The organism is Enterococcus thailandicus, assembly GCF_001886265.1.
In the GTDB taxonomy this organism is placed as follows: domain Bacteria; phylum Bacillota; class Bacilli; order Lactobacillales; family Enterococcaceae; genus Enterococcus_B; species Enterococcus_B thailandicus.
The window spans coordinates 80,453-100,391 of sequence record NZ_JXLE01000004.1; the positions used below are offsets into that span (position 1 = coordinate 80,453).

Annotated in this window: 14 protein-coding genes; 11 read left to right on the top strand and 3 right to left on the bottom strand. The window is 37.0% G+C overall.

Annotated elements, in window-relative coordinates:
* Positions 1–279: 279 nt before the first annotated feature.
* From RV17_RS03875 to RV17_RS03890, 4 genes are all read left to right on the top strand, one after another.
* Entirely contained in the window at positions 280–4,923 is a 4,644-nt protein-coding gene (locus RV17_RS03875; protein WP_071868589.1) for a VWA domain-containing protein, read from the top strand.
* A complete protein-coding gene (locus RV17_RS03880) occupies positions 4,920–6,215 on the top strand; it encodes a pilin N-terminal domain-containing protein (protein WP_071868590.1) in 1,296 nt (431 codons plus the stop codon). The genes RV17_RS03875 and RV17_RS03880 overlap by 4 nt, the downstream gene beginning before the upstream one ends.
* A gap of 9 nt (positions 6,216–6,224) precedes the next feature.
* Positions 6,225–7,886 (top strand): SpaH/EbpB family LPXTG-anchored major pilin, encoded by a 1,662-nt coding sequence (locus RV17_RS03885; protein WP_071868591.1) that lies wholly within the window; start codon positions 6,225–6,227, stop codon positions 7,884–7,886.
* A 91-nt stretch (positions 7,887–7,977) separates the two neighbouring features.
* Entirely contained in the window at positions 7,978–9,216 is a 1,239-nt protein-coding gene (locus tag RV17_RS03890; protein ID WP_071868592.1) for a class C sortase, read from the top strand.
* A 70-nt stretch (positions 9,217–9,286) separates the two neighbouring features.
* Here RV17_RS03890 and RV17_RS03895 read toward each other — a convergent pair whose 3' ends face one another.
* Positions 9,287–9,889, bottom strand: coding sequence for a sugar O-acetyltransferase (locus RV17_RS03895; protein ID WP_075490992.1), 603 nt, complete (start codon positions 9,887–9,889; stop codon positions 9,287–9,289).
* A gap of 252 nt (positions 9,890–10,141) precedes the next feature.
* Between RV17_RS03895 and RV17_RS03900 the strand changes: the two genes are divergently transcribed.
* Positions 10,142–10,573 carry a GNAT family N-acetyltransferase gene (locus tag RV17_RS03900; protein ID WP_071868593.1) on the top strand — a complete coding sequence of 144 codons (432 nt, stop codon included), beginning with the start codon at positions 10,142–10,144 and terminating at the stop codon, positions 10,571–10,573.
* A gap of 100 nt (positions 10,574–10,673) precedes the next feature.
* Here the strand turns inward: RV17_RS03900 and RV17_RS03905 are convergent, their stop codons facing one another.
* Both RV17_RS03905 and RV17_RS03910 read right to left on the bottom strand, forming a co-directional pair.
* Complete coding sequence (locus tag RV17_RS03905; protein ID WP_067483155.1) at positions 10,674–12,368, bottom strand: oleate hydratase; 1,695 nt, start codon at positions 12,366–12,368, stop codon at positions 10,674–10,676.
* 55 nt (positions 12,369–12,423) lie between these two features.
* Positions 12,424–12,552, bottom strand: a complete 129-nt coding sequence (locus RV17_RS03910; RefSeq protein WP_067483153.1) for a methanol dehydrogenase — start codon at positions 12,550–12,552, stop codon at positions 12,424–12,426.
* 233 nt (positions 12,553–12,785) lie between these two features.
* On the opposite strand from RV17_RS03910, the gene RV17_RS03915 reads away from it, so the two are divergent.
* The 6 genes from RV17_RS03915 to csn2 all read left to right on the top strand — a co-directional run bounded on the left by RV17_RS03915 (position 12,786) and on the right by csn2 (position 19,918).
* Positions 12,786–13,166, top strand: a complete 381-nt coding sequence (locus tag RV17_RS03915) for a DUF1622 domain-containing protein (RefSeq protein ID WP_071868594.1) — start codon at positions 12,786–12,788, stop codon at positions 13,164–13,166.
* Positions 13,147–13,518 carry a DUF1622 domain-containing protein gene (locus RV17_RS03920; RefSeq protein ID WP_067483149.1) on the top strand — a complete coding sequence of 124 codons (372 nt, stop codon included), beginning with the start codon at positions 13,147–13,149 and terminating at the stop codon, positions 13,516–13,518. The genes RV17_RS03915 and RV17_RS03920 overlap by 20 nt, the downstream gene beginning before the upstream one ends.
* Before the next feature lie 564 nt (positions 13,519–14,082).
* Complete coding sequence (gene cas9 / locus RV17_RS03925) at positions 14,083–18,066, top strand: type II CRISPR RNA-guided endonuclease Cas9 (protein ID WP_071868595.1); 3,984 nt, start codon at positions 14,083–14,085, stop codon at positions 18,064–18,066.
* A gap of 4 nt (positions 18,067–18,070) precedes the next feature.
* Entirely contained in the window at positions 18,071–18,937 is an 867-nt protein-coding gene (gene cas1 / locus RV17_RS03930) for a type II CRISPR-associated endonuclease Cas1 (RefSeq protein WP_067483696.1), read from the top strand.
* Positions 18,934–19,281, top strand: a complete 348-nt coding sequence (cas2, locus tag RV17_RS03935; RefSeq protein WP_067483145.1) for a CRISPR-associated endonuclease Cas2 — start codon at positions 18,934–18,936, stop codon at positions 19,279–19,281. The genes cas1 and cas2 overlap by 4 nt, the downstream gene beginning before the upstream one ends.
* The gene (csn2, locus tag RV17_RS03940; RefSeq protein WP_071868596.1) at positions 19,265–19,918 is read left to right on the top strand and encodes a type II-A CRISPR-associated protein Csn2; all 654 of its coding nucleotides are present in this window, start codon (positions 19,265–19,267) and stop codon (positions 19,916–19,918) included. The genes cas2 and csn2 overlap by 17 nt, the downstream gene beginning before the upstream one ends.
* Positions 19,919–19,939 lie beyond the last annotated feature (21 nt).

The window sequence follows — 19,939 nt, forward strand, 5'->3', positions numbered from 1 at the left end:
ACAAATTAGTGTGTAATTAGCCACGTATTGTGAAAATAATACGTGTTATAAAAAAGTTTTCAAAATTTTCTATCATTTTAATTTCATAAAAGGATAATTATTTATCGTTAGTATGAAGCCTTGATACATAGCTATTTACAAATAAAAATTAAAAAACAATGAACTTTTATTTGTTTTTGATTAGAGAATAAAGTATAATCTAATTGTAAATATTAGATTACGATTAGATTGATTGTTAGATAATGAACTTTTGATAAGTGGAAGGAAGGGTGATTGATAGTGAAAGTTGTTTCTAAGTGGATGATGCCTTTAATTGCAGTTGGGATGATTCTTGCACCTTATATTGAAACAGCTGTGAGTGTACAACAGGTATTTGCTGAAGCTCAGACAGCAGAGAGCCAAACCGTGCAAGAAGAAGCAGAAATAGACTTGGAAGTGTTATTAGATGAAGATTACGCAAAGGTGGAAGGAGGTTATATTGAAAAAGAAAATGCCTTAGAATGGACGATTCAATTTGAAAAAAAGGCCAGCACGAATGAAGGACGGATTCGACTAGCAATTGATACAGCAGCTGCTGGGATTGGCACGGTAAAAAATGTTCGCGGACAGGGACTTTCTTCTTATGATTCAGAAGGTACAGATTTGAAGACAGAAGAAATTTCAGGTGAAACTTGGTATATTGGAAAGGTTTATTCGACAGAAGCAAAGAGCGGGACGCTGACTTTCGAGACAGAAAAAGGGACAGAAATCACAGATGGGGAACTTCCCTTGCAAGTTGTCGTAGATGAAAAAGTGCAAGAAGAAAGCGCCGATGAAGAAGTAAAAGAAACAGACAAAGAAATAGAAACAAGTAAAACAGAAGACAACGCAACACAAAACACCACAGATGAAAGCGTCCAAAATGAAGATGCTGAAAAAACAAACACCACAGAACAACCCAACGAAACAAATGAAGTGAAAAGTCAAGGAACACCATTGGTTAGAAATCAAAGTCCGCTGTTTGCGGGTATCCTTGAAAGACTTGGCCCCACAGCAACAAATGATCCTTACAAATATATTTATCCAACAGATGGAGATACACAACACCGTTACCCATATTTTGCAACAAATGATTATACGAAAGTATTAGCTGGTGGACAAGAATCTGCTACATATACTGGTGATAAGGGTGAACTATATGAGAATGGCAATGACGAACCAATTTCAGATGAAGAATATCAAAGTGGCGGAGCCAATTGGCGTAATTATAACTATGCAACTGACAATGGTTCAACAGCAGGAACTGGCGAAACAGATACACGCGCACCGACAGTTCAACTGTGGGGAAATGATCGAACATTTGCAAATAGTTATTTAGACTATAGTGGTGCTTATATTAAAAAATGGGTAGAACCTGTTTTGCAAGAAAGCACTAGTAGTGAGATAAACCCAGAAGACAATACCACGCTATACAACGTTTATCTTGATGTGATTGGTGGAGAAAACCGTGATGTTCATCCGGTAGATGTGGTTTTCGTATTAGACAAATCAGCAAGTATGAATGAAACGACAGGTGCCAACAATAACCAGTCAAAAAACAACGCTTTAGAAGAAGCTGTTGTGGAAATTAGTCGCAATTTACTATCTAATCCAACAATGGATGCTCGAATTGGAATGGTCAATTTTTATTCTGAATATCCTGTTGATGGAGGAAATCAAAATGGTATTGACTCTAACACCTTAGGAATGACTAATGACATTAACAGAATTACGAATCGAACAAGTAACACGGCTCTTTATCGAAGCCCAGAAGGGGGAACACCGCTTTCGTTGGGATTACGAAAAGGCTATGAAATTTTATACGAAGATGATGGTGAAGCTGAACGAAATCCTGAGAAGATTCTAATTGTTGTTGGCGATGGTATCCCAACATTTAGTTATGGACCTATCCAATCACAAACAAGAGTCAGAAATACAAATCGGTGGGGCAACTGGGGAAATCTAACGATAGTTGCCGATACAACTGTTACAACGGCAACAAATAATATTGAACCTTTCAGAAATTTTGAGACCTATTCTGGAAATACGTCAGGTGCAGGTTTTAATGGACCGCTGACTTATCCAAGTGATTTTGATCGACCAGCTGATGAACCTGTCCCACCTTTAGTTAATGGTGCGACACAAACTAGATATTATGGCGGGGAAGTTAAAGATGGAGATGCAAAATCTTACTGGATTGGTAATGGTACAGCCGATAATTCGACGACTGGAGCTGCGAGTACAAAAGAAAAAAGTGCAGCAATTAATACAGTGGCTTATCATCACTGGTTAAAAAATAAGATGACTGATCCACCGAATATTTTCACGATTGGTCTAGGAATTGATGGTTCTGTTAGTGGCCGTCAACGATTAGATGCGATTGGTCGAAATGTGTTGCAAAATATTGCTGATTCCAAAGACGACGGGACTTCGTACTATTACAATGCAAGCAATAAACAAGATATTGTTACAGCGCTAGAATCAATTTCTTCAACATTTACGAAAACAATTCGTCAAGCAACTTTGTATGATGAAACAGGTTTTAATGTGTCCTTGTTTAATGGCGGAACATCGGCTGAAATCAACTATTATCATCTTGATAATAACTCGGAAGGTAGCGTTCGCTATCAAGCACCGGAGCTATGGGATGAGGAAAAGCATGGGCAAAGGCCAGCTGATGTTGTAGCAATGCCGACTAGTTATCAAGGACGAGATAATCATGCCTATAAATTTTCACCAATTTCGTTGGGTGAAGGCGAAATGGTACGAATCAAGTATCAAGTGAAACTAGATGGTGGTGCCCAAGATGGGAATTTCTACACTGTCAATAACTTAGCTTATATCCAAAACCAAGAAGATTACGAGAATAATGTTGAGTCAGGGAAAATGTTTTTCCCGGCACCGTCGATTCGTTTTGAGCATCCTGACCGTAATCTACAGATTAAGAAAACTGGAGAAGATGGACAGCCATTAGCAGGTGTGCTGTTTGGCTTATATGATGCAGATCCGAGCTTATCTGAAGCTAATTTAATTGAGCAAAGTCGAACGACAGATAATGGACAAGCTATCTTTAATACGAAGATTAATGTACTAAGTGATGGAGAAGACGCTATTAGTAATGTTTATTGGGTCAAGGAAATGGAAGGGCCTGAAAGGTATGAACTAGTAGAAGAGGCCTTAAAGTTCCAAATCAAAAAACATATCGCAAAACCTGGTGAAACATTAGGCCATTACGAATTAACTGCGGCAGGAACCTCAGGTAACCGAGTAAGCGAAATCAATGATACCGAAGGTGATGATCCTGATTCTTATTTTGAAGGAAGTCATCATAAATTATCAGTCGTTCAGAAGAAAAACGAATCAGAAACGGACTTTGCTGAACTATTTGTACAGTTAGAAATGAAAAATGAGTACAAACCTGTTCAACTAAACTTGAAAAAGGTAGCCAAAGAAAGTCGATTAGCAATCGATGGTGCTGAATTTTCTCTTTATGAAACGAATGGTTCGGGGGAACTTCAAGGGAAGCCTGTGGCAAAAGGCGTTTCTGGCGAAAGTAAAGATGCTACTAAAGGAACGTTGACTTTTTACGAGATTGATGACACCGAAACGTATGTGTTAGACGAAAATGGACAAAAAAAAGTCTATTCTTTAGCCAAATCAGGCAGCTTTGTTCATTCTGGCGATGGTTATCAATATGTAGAATATCGAGTTGTTGAAACAAAAAATCCTGCGGGGTATCAAGACCCGGTGAAAGAAGAGGATTGGTTATTACAGATCCAAAATAATGATCGGATCCGATTAAAACAAATAAATGCAGCAGATTGGACATTCTTGTCTTATACCGTTGATGAAAATGATAATACGTTGTGGATCGAATTTGAGGTTGAAAATACCTTCTTATATCGAGAAGTTCGCGTGAAAAAATTAGATGCGAATGATCAGCTGTTAAATGGTGCAGGATTTACGATTACAAAAGAAAATGATGCATCTTTCCCTGCTTACCGTGCCTATACAGGGAATCCGTTGGAGCCAAACACGGAACGACAAGCGGATGGTATCGGTTATTTCTACGCCTATCGTTACCATACTGAAAAATATGCTGATTTAGACTATGACATACCGCTGAGATTGATGCCAGGTGAATACACAGTTACAGAAAGCGTTGCACCAAGTGGCTATCAATTATCCAATAAAGTCTTTCAATTTGAAGTGAATGAAGAAGGTAATTTTATTGTTGATGGAATAAATCTTGATGAAGAGTCAGCTCAATCCCCAACTGGCTACCAAATGATTGACGATATTTTAGAATTAACTTTAACGAATGACTTAGCTCCAATAGATTTGACACTGGAAAAATTAGACAGTGTAACCAAGCGGAAATTGGAAGGTGCAAGTTTTAGTATTGAGAAACAACTAGATGATGGCTTCGAGTTGATCGAAAATGGATTGGCTGTGGATGAAAATGATTCAGCAAGTTTTATCTCCAAAGATTTAGCAGCTGGTAATTATCGAATTATTGAAACAGAGGCACCAGAAGGTTATCGAAAATTGCCGGGCTATTTCTTGTTAACCCTTAGTTACCGAGAACAAGCAGCGCTAGATGGGGATTCAAAAGTCATTCCTGGAAAGGAAAAGGGAAGTTTGAAAGCAGAAATAGCTTATTATCCGACAATGGATGCAAGCTCCCCGGCTGAAACAAAGGAACTTACTTATGAATTGATTGATAACGAGAGAATTGCGTTGTCAGTTGAGGTAGGTAATGATACGGAAAATCCACTTCCAGCTACAGGCGGTCAAGGTAGGCAAATCTTTATGCTGATCTCAGCAATTTTAGTTGGCTTGGCTGGAATAGTTGGTGGAAGTTACTTCTATTATCAAAACAAAAGAAAGAAGGGATTAAAATGAGTCGCAAACTGTTAAATCTAGCTGGTGTGATACTAACGACTCTTTCTTTTCTTTTCATTCCGATGACAATCGTTCAGGCACAAACTAATGATGAAGTTGAGATTATTTTGCATAAGCGCATCATTCGTGATGTGGATTACAGTCAGGAAAATTTTGAGATGTATGAAAATGATGGCAAAGAAATTGATAAGAAGACGACGGATGTAGATGTCATCACACAAACAACGCCATTGAATGGAGCAAAATTTCAGGTGTATGATCTGACCGAATACTATGGTAAAGCAAATAATGGGACAGCAAAACAATTTGTGCAAACCATGGCGGGCTACAGTTTCCAACAGATTGATACATTGATTGAAAAAGAAGCAATTCCATTGGTTGGCACCATTCAAACACAAGATGAAGGTGAAACAAATGGAAAGTATGGCGGAGGAATCGGCAGAATTCGTCTTCCGCGAAAGAGTAACGCCCAAGATGCGGTGTATTTGTTTGTTGAACAAGAGACAGATACGGGGAGTGGAACGAATCTGGCTAAAGATACATTGACTACTCCTCTAGCCGTTGTTTTACCAATTATGGATCCAATGGACACAGCGAAGGAACTACAAGAAATTCATTTATATCCCAAAAACATTGGCTATTTACGAGACCCTTATTTCTTTAAATATGGCCGAACGAAGGGAACAAATGAAGAAGGTACGCCATTAGCAGGAGCAAAATTTGTCCTATATAAACTCGAAGAAGGGGAAAAACTTTATCTGACAGCTGATTCTACTAAAAGCTTTAACAGCAAGTGGGAGAAAGCAAAGAATAATGAGCCATTAACAGACGAAAATATTCGTAAATATCAGTCAAAAGACAATGGGTTAGTCGACACAGATGGTTTGCTTCTAGCACCGAATACTTATTATTTTGAAGAAGTTCAGAGTGTTGAAGGGTATGAGATTAACGAAGAGAGTAAAAAAATCGAGGTGAAAATTCCTGCTTCATGGGTTGATGATGAAGGAAACGAAACCTTTGTAACTGTTGCTGGACAAAAAATGTTGGAACTGCATTCAGGAAAAGTACCTGAGGAGGCAAAAGAAAGTGCAACACCGCGCGTTTATAATGAACGACAAAAAACACCTACAAAAGATTCAGAAGAACCGACGAATATTGGGAATAAACCGCCATTCAGTAAGTTTCCACAAACAGGTGCAGTTAAGACAGGGACGTTTTTGCTTGGCGTCATGATTCTGGTAGGCGTTGGGTATTACTTGCGAAGACAAAAAACAACTAAAAAAGGTTCATAGGAGGAAAAAATGAAAAAATTTTGGAAAGTACTAACGATTATGGGGATGCTTGCCCCACTGTTTCAAGGATTTGGGACTAGTGTTGATGCAGCAGCAGTAACAACGAAACCAGAGGAAGTAACGATTACGCTACATAAACGTAGTTTCTCATCACTGCCTGCTGAAGTACCTAACAATGGACTCGAGGATAATGATTTTGGTGGTGATCCGTTACCAGGTGTCGACTTTAGTCTGTTTGATGTCACAGACGTCTATTATGATTTGCTAAAAGACAATCCAACAACAGTTGGAGTGGATGATGATGGGATGACCTCAGCAGAAGCAATCCAATTGATTCAAAGTGACCTTACGAGTGAATGGTTTCAAAATTACCAGTTAACAGCTGAAAAAACTGTCACGACAACTGGCACAGGTGAAGCCGTCTTCAGCCAATTGGAAGTTACAGAAACAGCTAATGAAAAACGGGATAAAGCGTATCTGTTTTTAGAAACATATTCGCCAGCTGCTATTGCCAAAGTGGCAACACCAATGGTTGTGTTGATGCCAGTGATGATGCCGGATACAACTAATCCAGGGCAATGGTTAGACACATATAATGATGATATCCATTTATACCCAAAAAATGAAACACAAGAGTCTAGTAAAGTCATGAATATTGATCCTTCTGAATTACAAGAAATCGAATTAAGTGATGGGTCGACAGTTTCTTACGCGGATTTAGAAAAAGGTCATTTGATCAATTATACGATTACTGCTCCGATTCCTTACTTTATTGACTCAGTGAATGATGACGGCACACCGGTAATCAATCACTTTATCATTGAAGATAAACCAACTGCTGGCTTAACCTATTTTAATCAAGGATTGGTTGTGACAGCAGGGACGACAGAACTAACTTTAAATGAAGATTATACATTGGAAGAAGTAGATAATGGATTCAAATTAACAATCTTAACAGAAAAAGATGGTACAGCTAACACAACTACATTAACTAAACTTGCCGCTGCGCGTGGAGGACAATTAACCGTCAATTATGCGATGAAGCTCACAGCAACAATCACACCGGATGACCTACAAGATAATACGGCGAAAATTGCGATTGGACGCGGTGATGCGTACGACTACTCAGAAGATGTGACGCCACCAGAAAAAGTAGCAACAGGAGGCCGTCAATTTGAAAAGTATGACGCATCAAGTAAAGCAAAACTTGCAGGAGCAGAGTTTGAATTATGGGATGCAGCAAAAGAAAAATATGCTGTTTTCTATAAAGATGGGACTGCCCTAAGTAGTTATCAGAACGATGCAGATAGCGTTGAATGGGTTGACGATCAAACAGGTGCCACTAAGTTTGTTTCTTTGGTAGACACTGGGAAATTTGAAGTCCAAGGATTAGAGTATGGGACTTATTACATGAAAGAAGTGAAAGCTGCTGACGGCTACGCATTACCAGCTGGGGCTGCTGCGTTTACAGAGTTTACGGTAGAACTTGGAAGCTATAACGGTTTTGAAGAAATTGGGCAACCAACTGATGTAGAAGTTCCTAATACGAAAAAAGGTGCTTTACCTTCAACTGGTGGAAACGGAATTTATCTGTTCTTGCTAATTGGTTCATTCTTAATGCTAGCTGCTTATGGTGGGTATCGTAAATTAAAAAAACCAACAGAAATTTAAGGACATGAAGAGTGGGCGATGATAACTGATGTTAAAGTTGTCGTTGCCCATTTTTTAATTAATCAAACGTTGGCGAAAGAGGTGAGAGCTAATGAAGAAACTGACAAAAAAAGAAAAAAATCAAGCGCAAGAAGAGCCGCTAGGTCTGTTTTTAAAGGGCAGTGCTTTGACGTTGTTTTTGATTGGTTTCTTTATTTTTTTGTATCCATTTGTTGTTGATTCGTTGAACAATGTAATTGACCAAGCTAGGCTACAAACTTACCAACGAGAAGTTCGCCAAAAAGGAGAAGAAGAACAAAAAAAACGGCTAAACAGTATGGCCAAAGTCAATCAACAGCAACGCGAACAAGGCTTGCTGATTGGTTCTGAAAAATTAGAGGATTATTTCTCAAAGAGTTTCCAAAAGAAAGAGGGAAAGCAAAACCAACAATTGAATAATCATTTAATTGGAGCTATCTATATTCCTAAAATCAACGTTAGTCTACCAATTTTTGATCAGACGAACGAACTGTTTTTGGAAAAAGGAGCGACTTTACTGCAGGGAACGTCCTATCCAATTGGTGGGAAAAGTACACACGCAGTGATTACAGGACACAGTGGTTTGCCCGAGAAAAGATTGTTTACCGACTTAGAGCAATTAAAAATCGGCGATCAATTTTATATTGAAACGCTGGGCAAAAAACTAGCATATGAAGTTAGTCAACTCACGGTTGTTTTACCAACTGACGTGGATGCCTTAGCTATCAAAGAAAATGAAGATTTAGTGACTTTATTGACATGCACGCCTTATGGGATAAATACGCATCGTTTATTAGTTACAAGTAAACGGATTCCTTATGAGGAACAGCAGGCGCAATCAGCGGAAAAGCGAGTAGCAACGTATCATATCAGCAGGTTTATTTTACTTGGGCTGATCTGCTTGGTCCTTCTGGCTAGTGTTAGTCGTTGGTGTTGGCTAAAATGGAATCAGATAAAAAGTAAAGATTTTTATTATTCCTTAGCGTTTTCACTTTTTGTAGACGGTCAACCAAAAGAAAATCAACCTGTGTATCTTACTGATTGGAATCAACAAATAATCATGGATGCACAGGGACAACCTGTTCAACAAAACAGTGATGCGCAGGGACGCGTTTTATTTGAACAATTGCCAGGGGGACGCTATAAAATAATCATCAAAGAGAAATCAAACGAACAGATTGTAAAAGCGAGCATCAACAATTATAAGAAGTTAGTTTTTATGTTGAAAGTGAAGCGTTTTGGCAACTATCGTCTGAAAAAACAAAATAAGCAATTTATTTTGTGGAAGAAAACGAAAGAATATCATAAATAAAAACAAAAAAAGACTGGAAAAATTCAGTCTTTTTTTCGTATCTATTTATGAATCAGAAACAAAAGTAAAATCAGGGAGTCATGAGTGTGGAGAAATAATCTGTTTTATCTGCTTCAGTAATTGTTCGCAGTATGCGACAGGGATTTCCAACAGCAATGACGTTTGCGGGAATATCCTTTGTAACGACACTGCCGGAGCCGATGATTGTATTTTCGCCAATGGTCACGCCTTGATTCACCGTAACGTTTGCGCCTAGCCAAACTTTGTTGCCGATTGAAACTGGTTTCGCATAGCAGGCACCAGCTGCTCGTTCTTCTGGGTCAATTGCGTGATTGGTAGTAAAAATCCCAACACGTGGTCCAAATAAGACGTCATCGCCAATTCGAATTTCTGCACCATCTAGTAAGATACAGTCAAAATTGCTATAAAAACGTTCACCAATATGAATGTGTTTGCCAAATTCGCAACGAAATCCTAGTTCGAAAAAAACAGATTCTCCAACAGAACCAAGTAAGTCAGATAGAATTTTTTTTCTGGCAGGTTCATCTGTCCCGTAGAGGTTGTTGTAAGTCAGAAGTGCCCGCATTGTTGTTTGGCGAGTCTGAATCAGTGTGTCAGCTAAATCGTTGTACATCTTTCCGGATTGAATAAAATCAAGATAGTTCTCTTTCATAATGCACCTACTTTGTTTCGTTTGGTCTTTCTTTCAGTTAAGCATAATCTGATTACAAAGACAAACAACTTTGTTAGTAGAAACTCGTGGATAAACATTCATACTGACCCGTGTATCATGGGAACGCATCTACGTGTTGTAAAAGGTATATGCTTAAGTCAAATGTTTATTGGTGGTACAATTAATGGCAGAATGAATCGAAAAGTGAATTAAGGTACGCTAGTTTTTTTCTGATGAAAGTTGGTGAGTGAGATGCTACGTGAGGTATTAGTAAAAGATGCTGCGGCATTAGCTACAATCAATGCTGATGATCTGGGCTATGAATTAGACAAACAACGTGTTCAAGAAAAAATCCGAGAACTTCAGCAAGATTGGTTGCATCATTTTTTGGTCGTTTTCGAAGACTCGAATGAAGAAGTAGTCGGCTATGTTCACGCAGAAGTGTATGCGACATTGTATTCGGAAACGATGTTCAATGTCTTAGGCTTAGCTGTAGCAAAAAGAGCACGACATCAAGGAATTGCAACTTTATTGATGACTGCATTGGAACAAGAAGGAAGACGGCGGAAGTATGCAGGGGTTCGACTGAATTCTGGTGAAGAGAGGATGGGTGCTCATCAATTTTATGAAAAGTTAGGCTATCAAGCAACAAAAAGCCAGAAACGTTTTATAAAGTATCTTTGAAGTTTGAAGATGGGTTTTAAAAGCATAAAAAATGAGAGGCTAGGATCTTACAGTTTCCTAGTCTCTCATTGATTTATTGGTTGCTACAGGAAAATAACATTTATTCAAACATTTTTTTCGCTGCTCTTGCAAGTGTTGGTATGTCTTTATCATAACGCGGTGTTTTGACAAGACGTGACATTGGGATTCCAGCAAAATGGAACGCGGCAATCTCACCAGAACGAACAGCACTTTGTTCTGTAAAAATCATTTGATAAGGTTGTTCGACAAATTCACCTGTAAAGGCAAGATTTGTTGAATGTTGTGGAATAACTTTTGGTCGATCTGTTTTTGCACGATTATTGAACAATGCAGAAGCATATGGCATATACACTGGAATGTTATTAATAACACTAGCAAAAATTTCTTCTTCTTTTTCTCTGATATTTACTGGACCAGGGTCAACTTTTGAGAGTTGTCCAATCAGTTCTTGCAGCATTTCTCGACCAGTCATTTCAATGTAAGGCTTATTCACAAATTCACCGTGACGACGTGGGTAAAGGAAGTAGCCCCAAATAACCGTTTCGTTTGGTTTTTGTGAAGTAAAGTGTGGTTGATGATGAACCACGATCGACATATTGACATCTTTATGTCCTAAAGGTGTGATTGGCGTTGTTGAAATAAATGAATTTAATGCATTGCCAGGTTCTTGAGTTGTGATTCTTGCAATTTCGTTCAACAACAAATGATTTTTGGTTGTTAAAGTAAAGCTGACCCATTCACTAGTGTCTCGATCAGCGAAAAATTTATCAGGATTTCCTAGATTATAGAAACGTTCACTTGCTTTTTTCCATAAACTTGAAGCGGCACCATAGTCCATATTTTCGGCAGCAGGTGTTTCGTAATCGCCCAAAGTTGCTGAGTCAGTGATTGATCCATTAGTAAAGATAACAGCTGTATCATCGTCAACAATGACATGTTCTTTTTCGTTTGTTTCTGTATTGATCATTTCTAAACCAGTCACAGTGATTTCATCTTGCATAGGTGTTTCTTTGAATTCCCAATCAGTGACTAAACGATTTAAGATAATTTGACAACCTTGATCTTTTAAATAATTGATTAGTGGTAACATAATACTTTCGTATTGATTGTAGCGTGTACGATTGACCCCTACTAAATGTTCGATTTGAGTAAATTCATAAATCATTTGGTGCATATAACGACGAAGCTCTTGAGCTGAACTTTGAGTACGGAAAGCAAAAGTTGTTTCCCACATGAACCAGAAATTTGTTTCAAAGAAATGAGGAGAGTCCTTGAAGTATTCAGCAATTGTCACGTTGTCTAATTTTTCTTCTTCTGAATCAGGCATCGAAATTAGTTTTGTTAAGAGCAAGCGATCTTTATTGTTGAATCCTAATTTTCCACCATCAATAATTCCTTTTCCGCCTTCTAACAGACGTGCTTTATCATATGTCCGATGCTTGGCATCGAAATCGCGCGTGTCTTCGGCTGCAGTCATCCCTGGCTCTGTTGCAGATGGAATTCGGCTGAGCAAATCCATCAAGTCAACATAAGTTCGATAGTTGAGCATTCGACCACCACGAGCGATATACCCTTTTGTGTTTTCCATCGGATGATTTTTATTCCAGTATTCATCTGTGACAGTGTCTGTTGGTGCCCCATCATTTGCACCATGGTCATCTAATGAGTAAAAGGTGATTTGATTTCCTTGCCATTTTCCTTCTTGAATTAAATACACAGCAGCAGCCATATTGGCAATGCCTGCCCCGATCATGATTGCTTTACTTTTTTTCATTGTGATTCTTCCTCCAGTACTTGGCTTTGGCAACTATTAAATGATGATTGGACGACTAGATTGATTCATATTCGTCATATAAATGACTATCGTCTTCAAAGAAACCAGTTTTCTTTCCAACGATCAGTGCGCCAATTGCTAGTACACCTAAACCAATGCTTAATTTTATTAGTTTTTTGTTCATAAGAAAATCCTCCTTTATTTCTCGTGACATCCTTCTTATGCTTTAAATGATAGACCCAATTTTTGAAACAACCAAATGATACGCGTGCTGAAAAAAAGATTTTTTGACAAGTTTTATTGTCTGTCTAATTTATCAAAGCAATATGAAAAAGAATTCTTTTTTGTTTTGGTTGGACGAGACCTCTTGCATTCTTTACAATAAAGTTATGGAGAATGGAAGAGGTGTGATAAGCGATGTTTGATGAAACGTTTGTTTTCTATTTAGAATGGGCTATTTTTATTTTAAATATTTTTTCCATTTTAATTTTGATCGTGGGAATATTTTTGGTGCTTAAAACGCTGTTTCAGTTTCACTCAATAAGAAAAAGTTATGCACAAAGAAATCAACGCAATGCAGAAGTTAGAAAATTGTTGGCTAGTTATATTTTATTGAGTTTAGAAGTTTTAGTTGTAGCGGATATCGTTGAATCGATTATTCGACCAACTTGGGCAGACATTTTGAAGTTGGCTGTGATGGTTATCATTCGAACAGTGATTTCTTATTTCTTGAACAGGGAAATTTCAGATAAAAAAAACGAGCAAGGGGGAGTGAAGGATGAAGGATATGTTGAGTGAACAATTCTTATCTTATGCACAATACCTCGTTTTAGGATTTAACTTTTTTGCTATCTTATTGTTGTTGTGGGGAGCGGTATTATCTGCAAAAGATTTCTTCTATTTTTCATTTGATAAGCAATTAAACAAGCAAGCAAAAATCAAAAAGAATACCGAAGTTAAAAAAATGTTAGGTGGCTACATTCTTCTAAGCTTAGAAATTATTATTTCTGCTGGAATCATCGAGTCGATCATCAAACCAACGTTGAAAGATATTTTTCAACTAGCGGCATTAGTAGGGATTCGCACGATTATTTCTTATTTCTTGAATGAAGAGTTGGGTGCTATTCATCCTTCTGAAAACGAAGAATGAATAGCACGTAAAGGAAACCAGCTAATAGATGAAATAAATGAAGATGGTTGAATTATTTTCACGAGTGGAAGTTTCTTTTAGTGTAAGTCCAAGACGAATTACTTGAACCTATGAAATCAAAAAAAGTGAGCCAAAACATTTTTCTGTTTTGGTTCACTTTTTTTGGCTGAATAAAAATAACTATATAATTATTTGTTTAAAGTTATTTTAAATTCAATAAAGGTTTTGTTTTTTATTTTTTTGTTCTTATTTTAACAAGATGGATAGCCAATTGTATATTCATTGAAAAGGCTTGCTTGTGTAGTGGGTAGTGGTATAATTTAAAATGGTTAAGTAGCAATTATTTGTTCTAAAAAACAACAAAATATTTTAAAAAAGAGTACAAAAAAAGCACCGAATACAGTGCCAAAGTTTGTTTACGGACTAAGCCTTATTTTAACTCGCTATGTTGTTTTGAATGCTACCAACAAATATATTTTATCACATATTCGAGAATACACAACAGAAATATTCTTTTTATTTTTTACAAGGATCGTTACAGAAGAAAATCCGGGAGGGGTAAAGATGAAGAAAAATTACACGATTGGCCTTGATATTGGAACAGCAAGTGTCGGGTGGGCAGTACTGACAGAAGATTATGAGTTGATAAAACGAAAAATGAAAATTTCGGGTAATACACAAAAAAAAGCAGTCAAAAAAAATTTTTGGGGTGTTCGCTTATTTGAGCAGGGTGAAACAGCTGAAGGACGCCGATTGAAACGAACGACTCGCCGAAGAATCGCTCGACGCCGTCAACGAATTCAATATTTGCGTACAATATTTGATGAAGGAATGAATCAAGTTGATGCGAATTTCTTTGCTCGTTTGGATGAGAGCTTTTCTATCATAGATGAAAAAGAAAATGAACGTCACCCGATTTTTGGAAATGTAGCAGAAGAAGTAGCTTATCATGAACAGTTTCCGACGATTTATCATTTACGTGAGCATTTAGCCAATTCCTCTGAGCAAGCAGATCTACGTTTGGTTTATCTTGCACTAGCGCACATCATTAAATTCAGAGGACACTTTTTGATTGAAGGGGAGCTGAATACAGAAAATTCTTCTGTTTCTGGGACGTTTGAACAGTTTATTAAAGTCTATAATGAAACATTCAACGTTGAAAAAGCATTGGACTTAACGGTCGATTTAGACGGGATTGCCGAGCAAAAAATCTCTCGCATGAAGCGAGCAGAACTGATTTTAAGTTTATTTCCTGAAGAAAAAAGTACAGGAGACTTTGCTCAATTTATCAAAATGATTGTTGGAAATCAAGGGAATGTCAAAAAAACATTTTCGTTGAATGAAGACGCTAAAATCCAATTTTCAAAAGAAGAGTATGAAGAAAATTTGGAAACGTTACTTGCTGAGATAGGTGAGGATTTCCGTAGTGTATTTGATGCAGCAAAAAGTGTCTATGATGCGATTTCGCTAGCCAATATTTTGAAAGTAACGGATGCTACGACACGTGCCAAATTATCAAGTAGTATGGTTGTGCGTTTTACAGATCACAAAGAAGATCTAAAAACATTGAAGCGATTTGTTCGTGAAAACTTACCAGACGAATATGATGATCTATTTAAAAATAAAAAAGTAGCTGGGTACGCAGGGTATATCGATGGCAACGAGACACAAGAAGCATTTTACAAATATTTGAAAAAAACGTTGGCGAAAGCGACAGGCGCGGAAGGTTTCTTAGCAAAAATGGAGCAGGAGGATTTTTTACGCAAACAAAGAACTTTTGATAACGGTGTGATTCCTTATCAACTTCATTTAGAAGAATTAAAAGCAATTATCAAAAATCAAAAATCCTATTATTCATTTTTGGATGAAGAAAAAATTAGTCAGCTCATGACATTTAGAATTCCTTACTATGTAGGTCCGTTGGCTAAAGAAAAGGGACAGTTTGCTTGGCTAACGCGAAAAGAAATGGGGAAAATCACACCTTGGAATCTGAATGAAAAAGTAGATATTGAAAAATCAGCAACGGACTTTGTGGAACGGATGACAAACAACGACTCTTATTTGCCAATGGAAAAAGTCTTGCCTAAGCATAGTCTGTTATATGAAACATTTACTGTTTACAATGAATTGACTAAGGTGAGATACATTGATGATAACGGGCGTGCACAAAATTTTTCGAGTAAAGAGAAACGGCAAATCGTCAATGAGTTATTTAAACAACAACGAAAAGTCAAAAAAGAAATGCTAGAGGCTTTCCTGAAAAATGAGTATGGCATTGAAAATCCAAAGGTTGAAGGAATCGAAAAATCTTTTAATGCATGTTTAGGGACATATCATGATTTAATCAAACTGGGGATCCGCCCAGAGTTATTTGAGCAACCAGAACATGAACAACAATTTGAACAAATCGTGAAAATATTGACTGTCTTTGAAGATCGTAAAATGCGCCGTGAACAATTAGAAAAGTTCTCCAACATATTGACTGAAGAAGAACAAAAGCAATTGGAACGTAAACATTACAAAGGCTGGGGACGTTTATCTGCCAAACTGATTCATGGCATTGTTGACCAAAAAACACAGAAAACGATTCTCGATTATTTAATTGATGATGATGATCTGCCGAAAAATCGTAACCGTAACTTTATGCAATTAATTAACGATGAAAATCTATCTTTTAAAGAAGAAATCGAAAAAATAGCTTTTGATAATGACAAGAGCACAGAAGAAATCGTACAGGAACTAGCAGGTAGCCCCGCGATCAAAAAAGGTATTTTACAAAGCTTAAAAATCGTGGAAGAAATCATTGATATCATGGGAGAATTACCAACAAATATTGTTGTAGAAATGGCGAGAGAAAACCAAACAACCGCTCAGGGAAATCGTGCTTCGAAAGCGCGCATGAAATATTTAGAAGAATCCATCAAAAAATTAGGTAGTAGTATTTTGGAAGATGAACCGATTAGCAAAGACGCTAATTTACTAAGAAATGATCGTTTGTTCTTGTATTATCTGCAAAATGGGCGTGATATGTATACCGGCAATGAGTTAGACATTAACAACTTATCTTCCTATGATATCGATCACATTATTCCTCAAAGTTTCGTCAAAGATGATTCAATCGACAACCGCGTGTTGACTACCTCTAGCATGAATCGTGGAAAATCAAACACGGTACCTGCTGAAAGCGTAGTAAAAAAAATGCGACCTACTTGGGAAAGACTTTTGGCTTCTGGTCTAATCAGTAAAAAGAAATTTAGTTATTTGACGAAAGCAACCAACGGCGGTTTGACTGAAGAGGACAAAGCACATTTCATTCAACGTCAGTTAGTTGAGACACGCCAAATCACAAAAAATGTTGCCCAGATTTTACACCAAAAATATAACAATGAACAATCATCCGAAAAACCAGTTCGTGTGATTACGTTAAAATCTGCTTTAGCAAGCCAGTTTCGAAAAGACTTTTCGTTATATAAAATTCGTGAACTCAATGATTATCACCATGCACAAGATGCTTACTTGAATGGGGTCATTGCTCAAGCTTTATTAAAAGTTTATCCGAAACTTGAGCCTGAATTTGTTTATGGTGAGTACCAAAAAGTTTCGATTCGTGCCCTTAACAAGGCAACTGCAAAAAAAGAGTTCTATTCAAACATTATGAACTTTTTTACAAGTGATGAGATGGTAGCTAACGAAGAAACGGGCGAAGTCCTTTGGAATCATCAAAGAGACATCAAGACAATCAAAAAAGTGATGAACTATCATCAAATGAATATTGTAAAGAAAGTTGAAATACAAACAGGTGCGTTTACGAAAGAATCAATCTTACCTAAAGGACCGTCGAAAAAATTGATTGCTAGAAAAAACAATTGGGCACCTGTCAATTATGGCGGGGTTGACAGTCCAACGGTGGCGTATTCTGTTATTATTACTCATGAAAAAGGAAAAGCTGCAAAAGTTGTCCAACAATTAGTCGGAATCAAAATTTTAGAACGTCAAGCGTTTGAACAAGACGAAGTCGCCTTCTTAGAAGAAAAAGGCTTTATCCATCCCAAAGTTCAATTGAAGCTACCAAAATATTCTTTATATCAATTTGCTGATGGTCGCCGCCGCCTATTGGCAAGTGCAGAGGAATCACAAAAAGGCAATCAAATGGTCTTGCCAGTGCATCTGATTGAATTGCTATATCATGCGAAACACGTGAGCGATTCTAGTGGTAAAAGCTTGGAGTATTTGAATGAGCATCGCCACGAATTTGCTGAATTACTAGAAGCAATTTTACAGTTCACTGAACAATATATTGATGCGGGAAAAAATCAGAAGAAAGTCCGTGATTTATATGAAAAGAATCAGGATGCTGATATGAGAGAACTAGCTTCTTCATTTATTCAGTTACTTCAATTAAATAAACAAGGCGCACCAGCCGATTTCAAATTCTTTGGTGAGACTATTCCACGTAGAAGATATAAAAATACGGCAGAAATAGTTGATGCAACATTTATTAACCAATCAATTACAGGATTATACGAGACTCAAAGAAGGTTGGTCTGAGTTAATGGGTTGGCGGACAGTAGTAGTAAATACGCATTCTAAATTGACTTACAAAAACAATCATCTAGTTTTTCGGACATATGATCGACAAGAATTGATCCATCTGTCTGAAATTGATGTTCTCTTACTGGAAACAACAGACATTACGTTAACTACCATGTTAATTAAACGTTTGATTGATGAAAATATTCTGATTCTTTTTTGCGATGATAAACGTTTGCCTATTGGTAAATTGTTATCTTTCTATGCACGTCATGATAGCAGTTTACAATTAGCTCGGCAGTTGGAATGGGAAGAAAACAGAAAAGCGGAAATTTGGACCGAAATCATTTCACAAAAAATCTTGAATCAAAGTCAGTTGTTAACTGGCTTTGATCTTCAAGAGAAAGCAGCTTCACTCCTCAACTTGCAAAGCGAGTTAGAAATTTTTGATCCAAGTAATCGCGAAGGCCATGCCGCAAGAATCTATTTCAATGCCTTGTTTGGTAAAGAGTTTACACGTGAGGCGGACAATGCAATCAATGCCGGGTTGAATTATGGCTACACGTTATTATTGAGTATGTTTGCAAGAGAGGTTGTTCAAACAGGTTGCATGACGCAATTTGGATTAAAGCATGCGAATCAGTTCAATGATTTCAACTTAGCAAGTGATTTTATGGAACCATTTCGACCGTTAGTTGATCACATCGTTTATGAAAATCGACATCAGGAATTTCAAGTAATCAAGCGAGCACTATTTGATTTGTTTACGAACAACTATCCTTATCATAACAAAAAAATGTTTTTGACCAATATCATCAGTGATTATACGAAAAAAGTAGTGAAATCACTAAATAAAGAGATAGAAGGGGCGCCTAATTTTAGGATATGAGCTATCGTTATATGAGAATGATTTTGATGTTCGACATGCCGACAGAAACTGCAGAAGAAAGAAAAATTTATCGGAGATTTCGGAAATTCTTGCTTAGTGAAGGCTTTATTATGCACCAATTTTCTGTTTATAGTAAGATTTTGCTGAATAACACTGCCAATACTGCTATGATCAATCGCTTGAAGCAACATAATCCTAAAAAGGGATTGGTAACAATTTTGACGGTTACGGAAAAACAATTTGCACGAATGATCTATTTGACAGGAGAACAGGATACTTGCATTGGAAATTCGGATGCAAGGGTCGTTTTTTTAGGAGAAGCACATGATGAATCTGAACTTTAAGCTACTTGATGAATCGTTAAAATTAAATTTATCAACGATTTTAGTAGTTGAAGATGTAAAGACTTACGCACGTACCGTTGAACAGTTTTATCGCTATGATGAGATGAGCGAACTAAAATTGTTTGATAAAAATCAAAAAAATCTCAAAGAATCTGAACTGATTTTGATAACAGATATCTTGGGGTATGAAGTAAATTCACCTGCAACATTGAAATTTATTTATGCAGATTTAGAAAATCAGTTGAATGAAAAGCCAGAAATCAAAACCAAAATTGATCGTTTGTCGATGGAAATTGCCAAAGTGATGCAACACGAATTGTTAGAACATGCGCTAGATCTTGAAGAAGATGAGTTGACCCTCATGGAGATATTTAAGTGCTTAGGAATACGGATTGAAACGAAAAGTGATACCATTTTAGAAAAAATGATTGAAGTAATCCAAGTATATCGTTATCTAGTGAAAAAGAAGCTATTGGTATTCGTGAATGCTTGTTCTTATTTAACCACGACAGAATTACAAACATTAATTGACCATATTTCTTTATACAATGTAGATGTATTATTTTTAGAACCTCGACCAATTGAGGGTGTTGCACAACAAATTCTAGACCAAGATTATTTTTTGACAAGAAGATAACAGATAGGACTAATTTTTTCG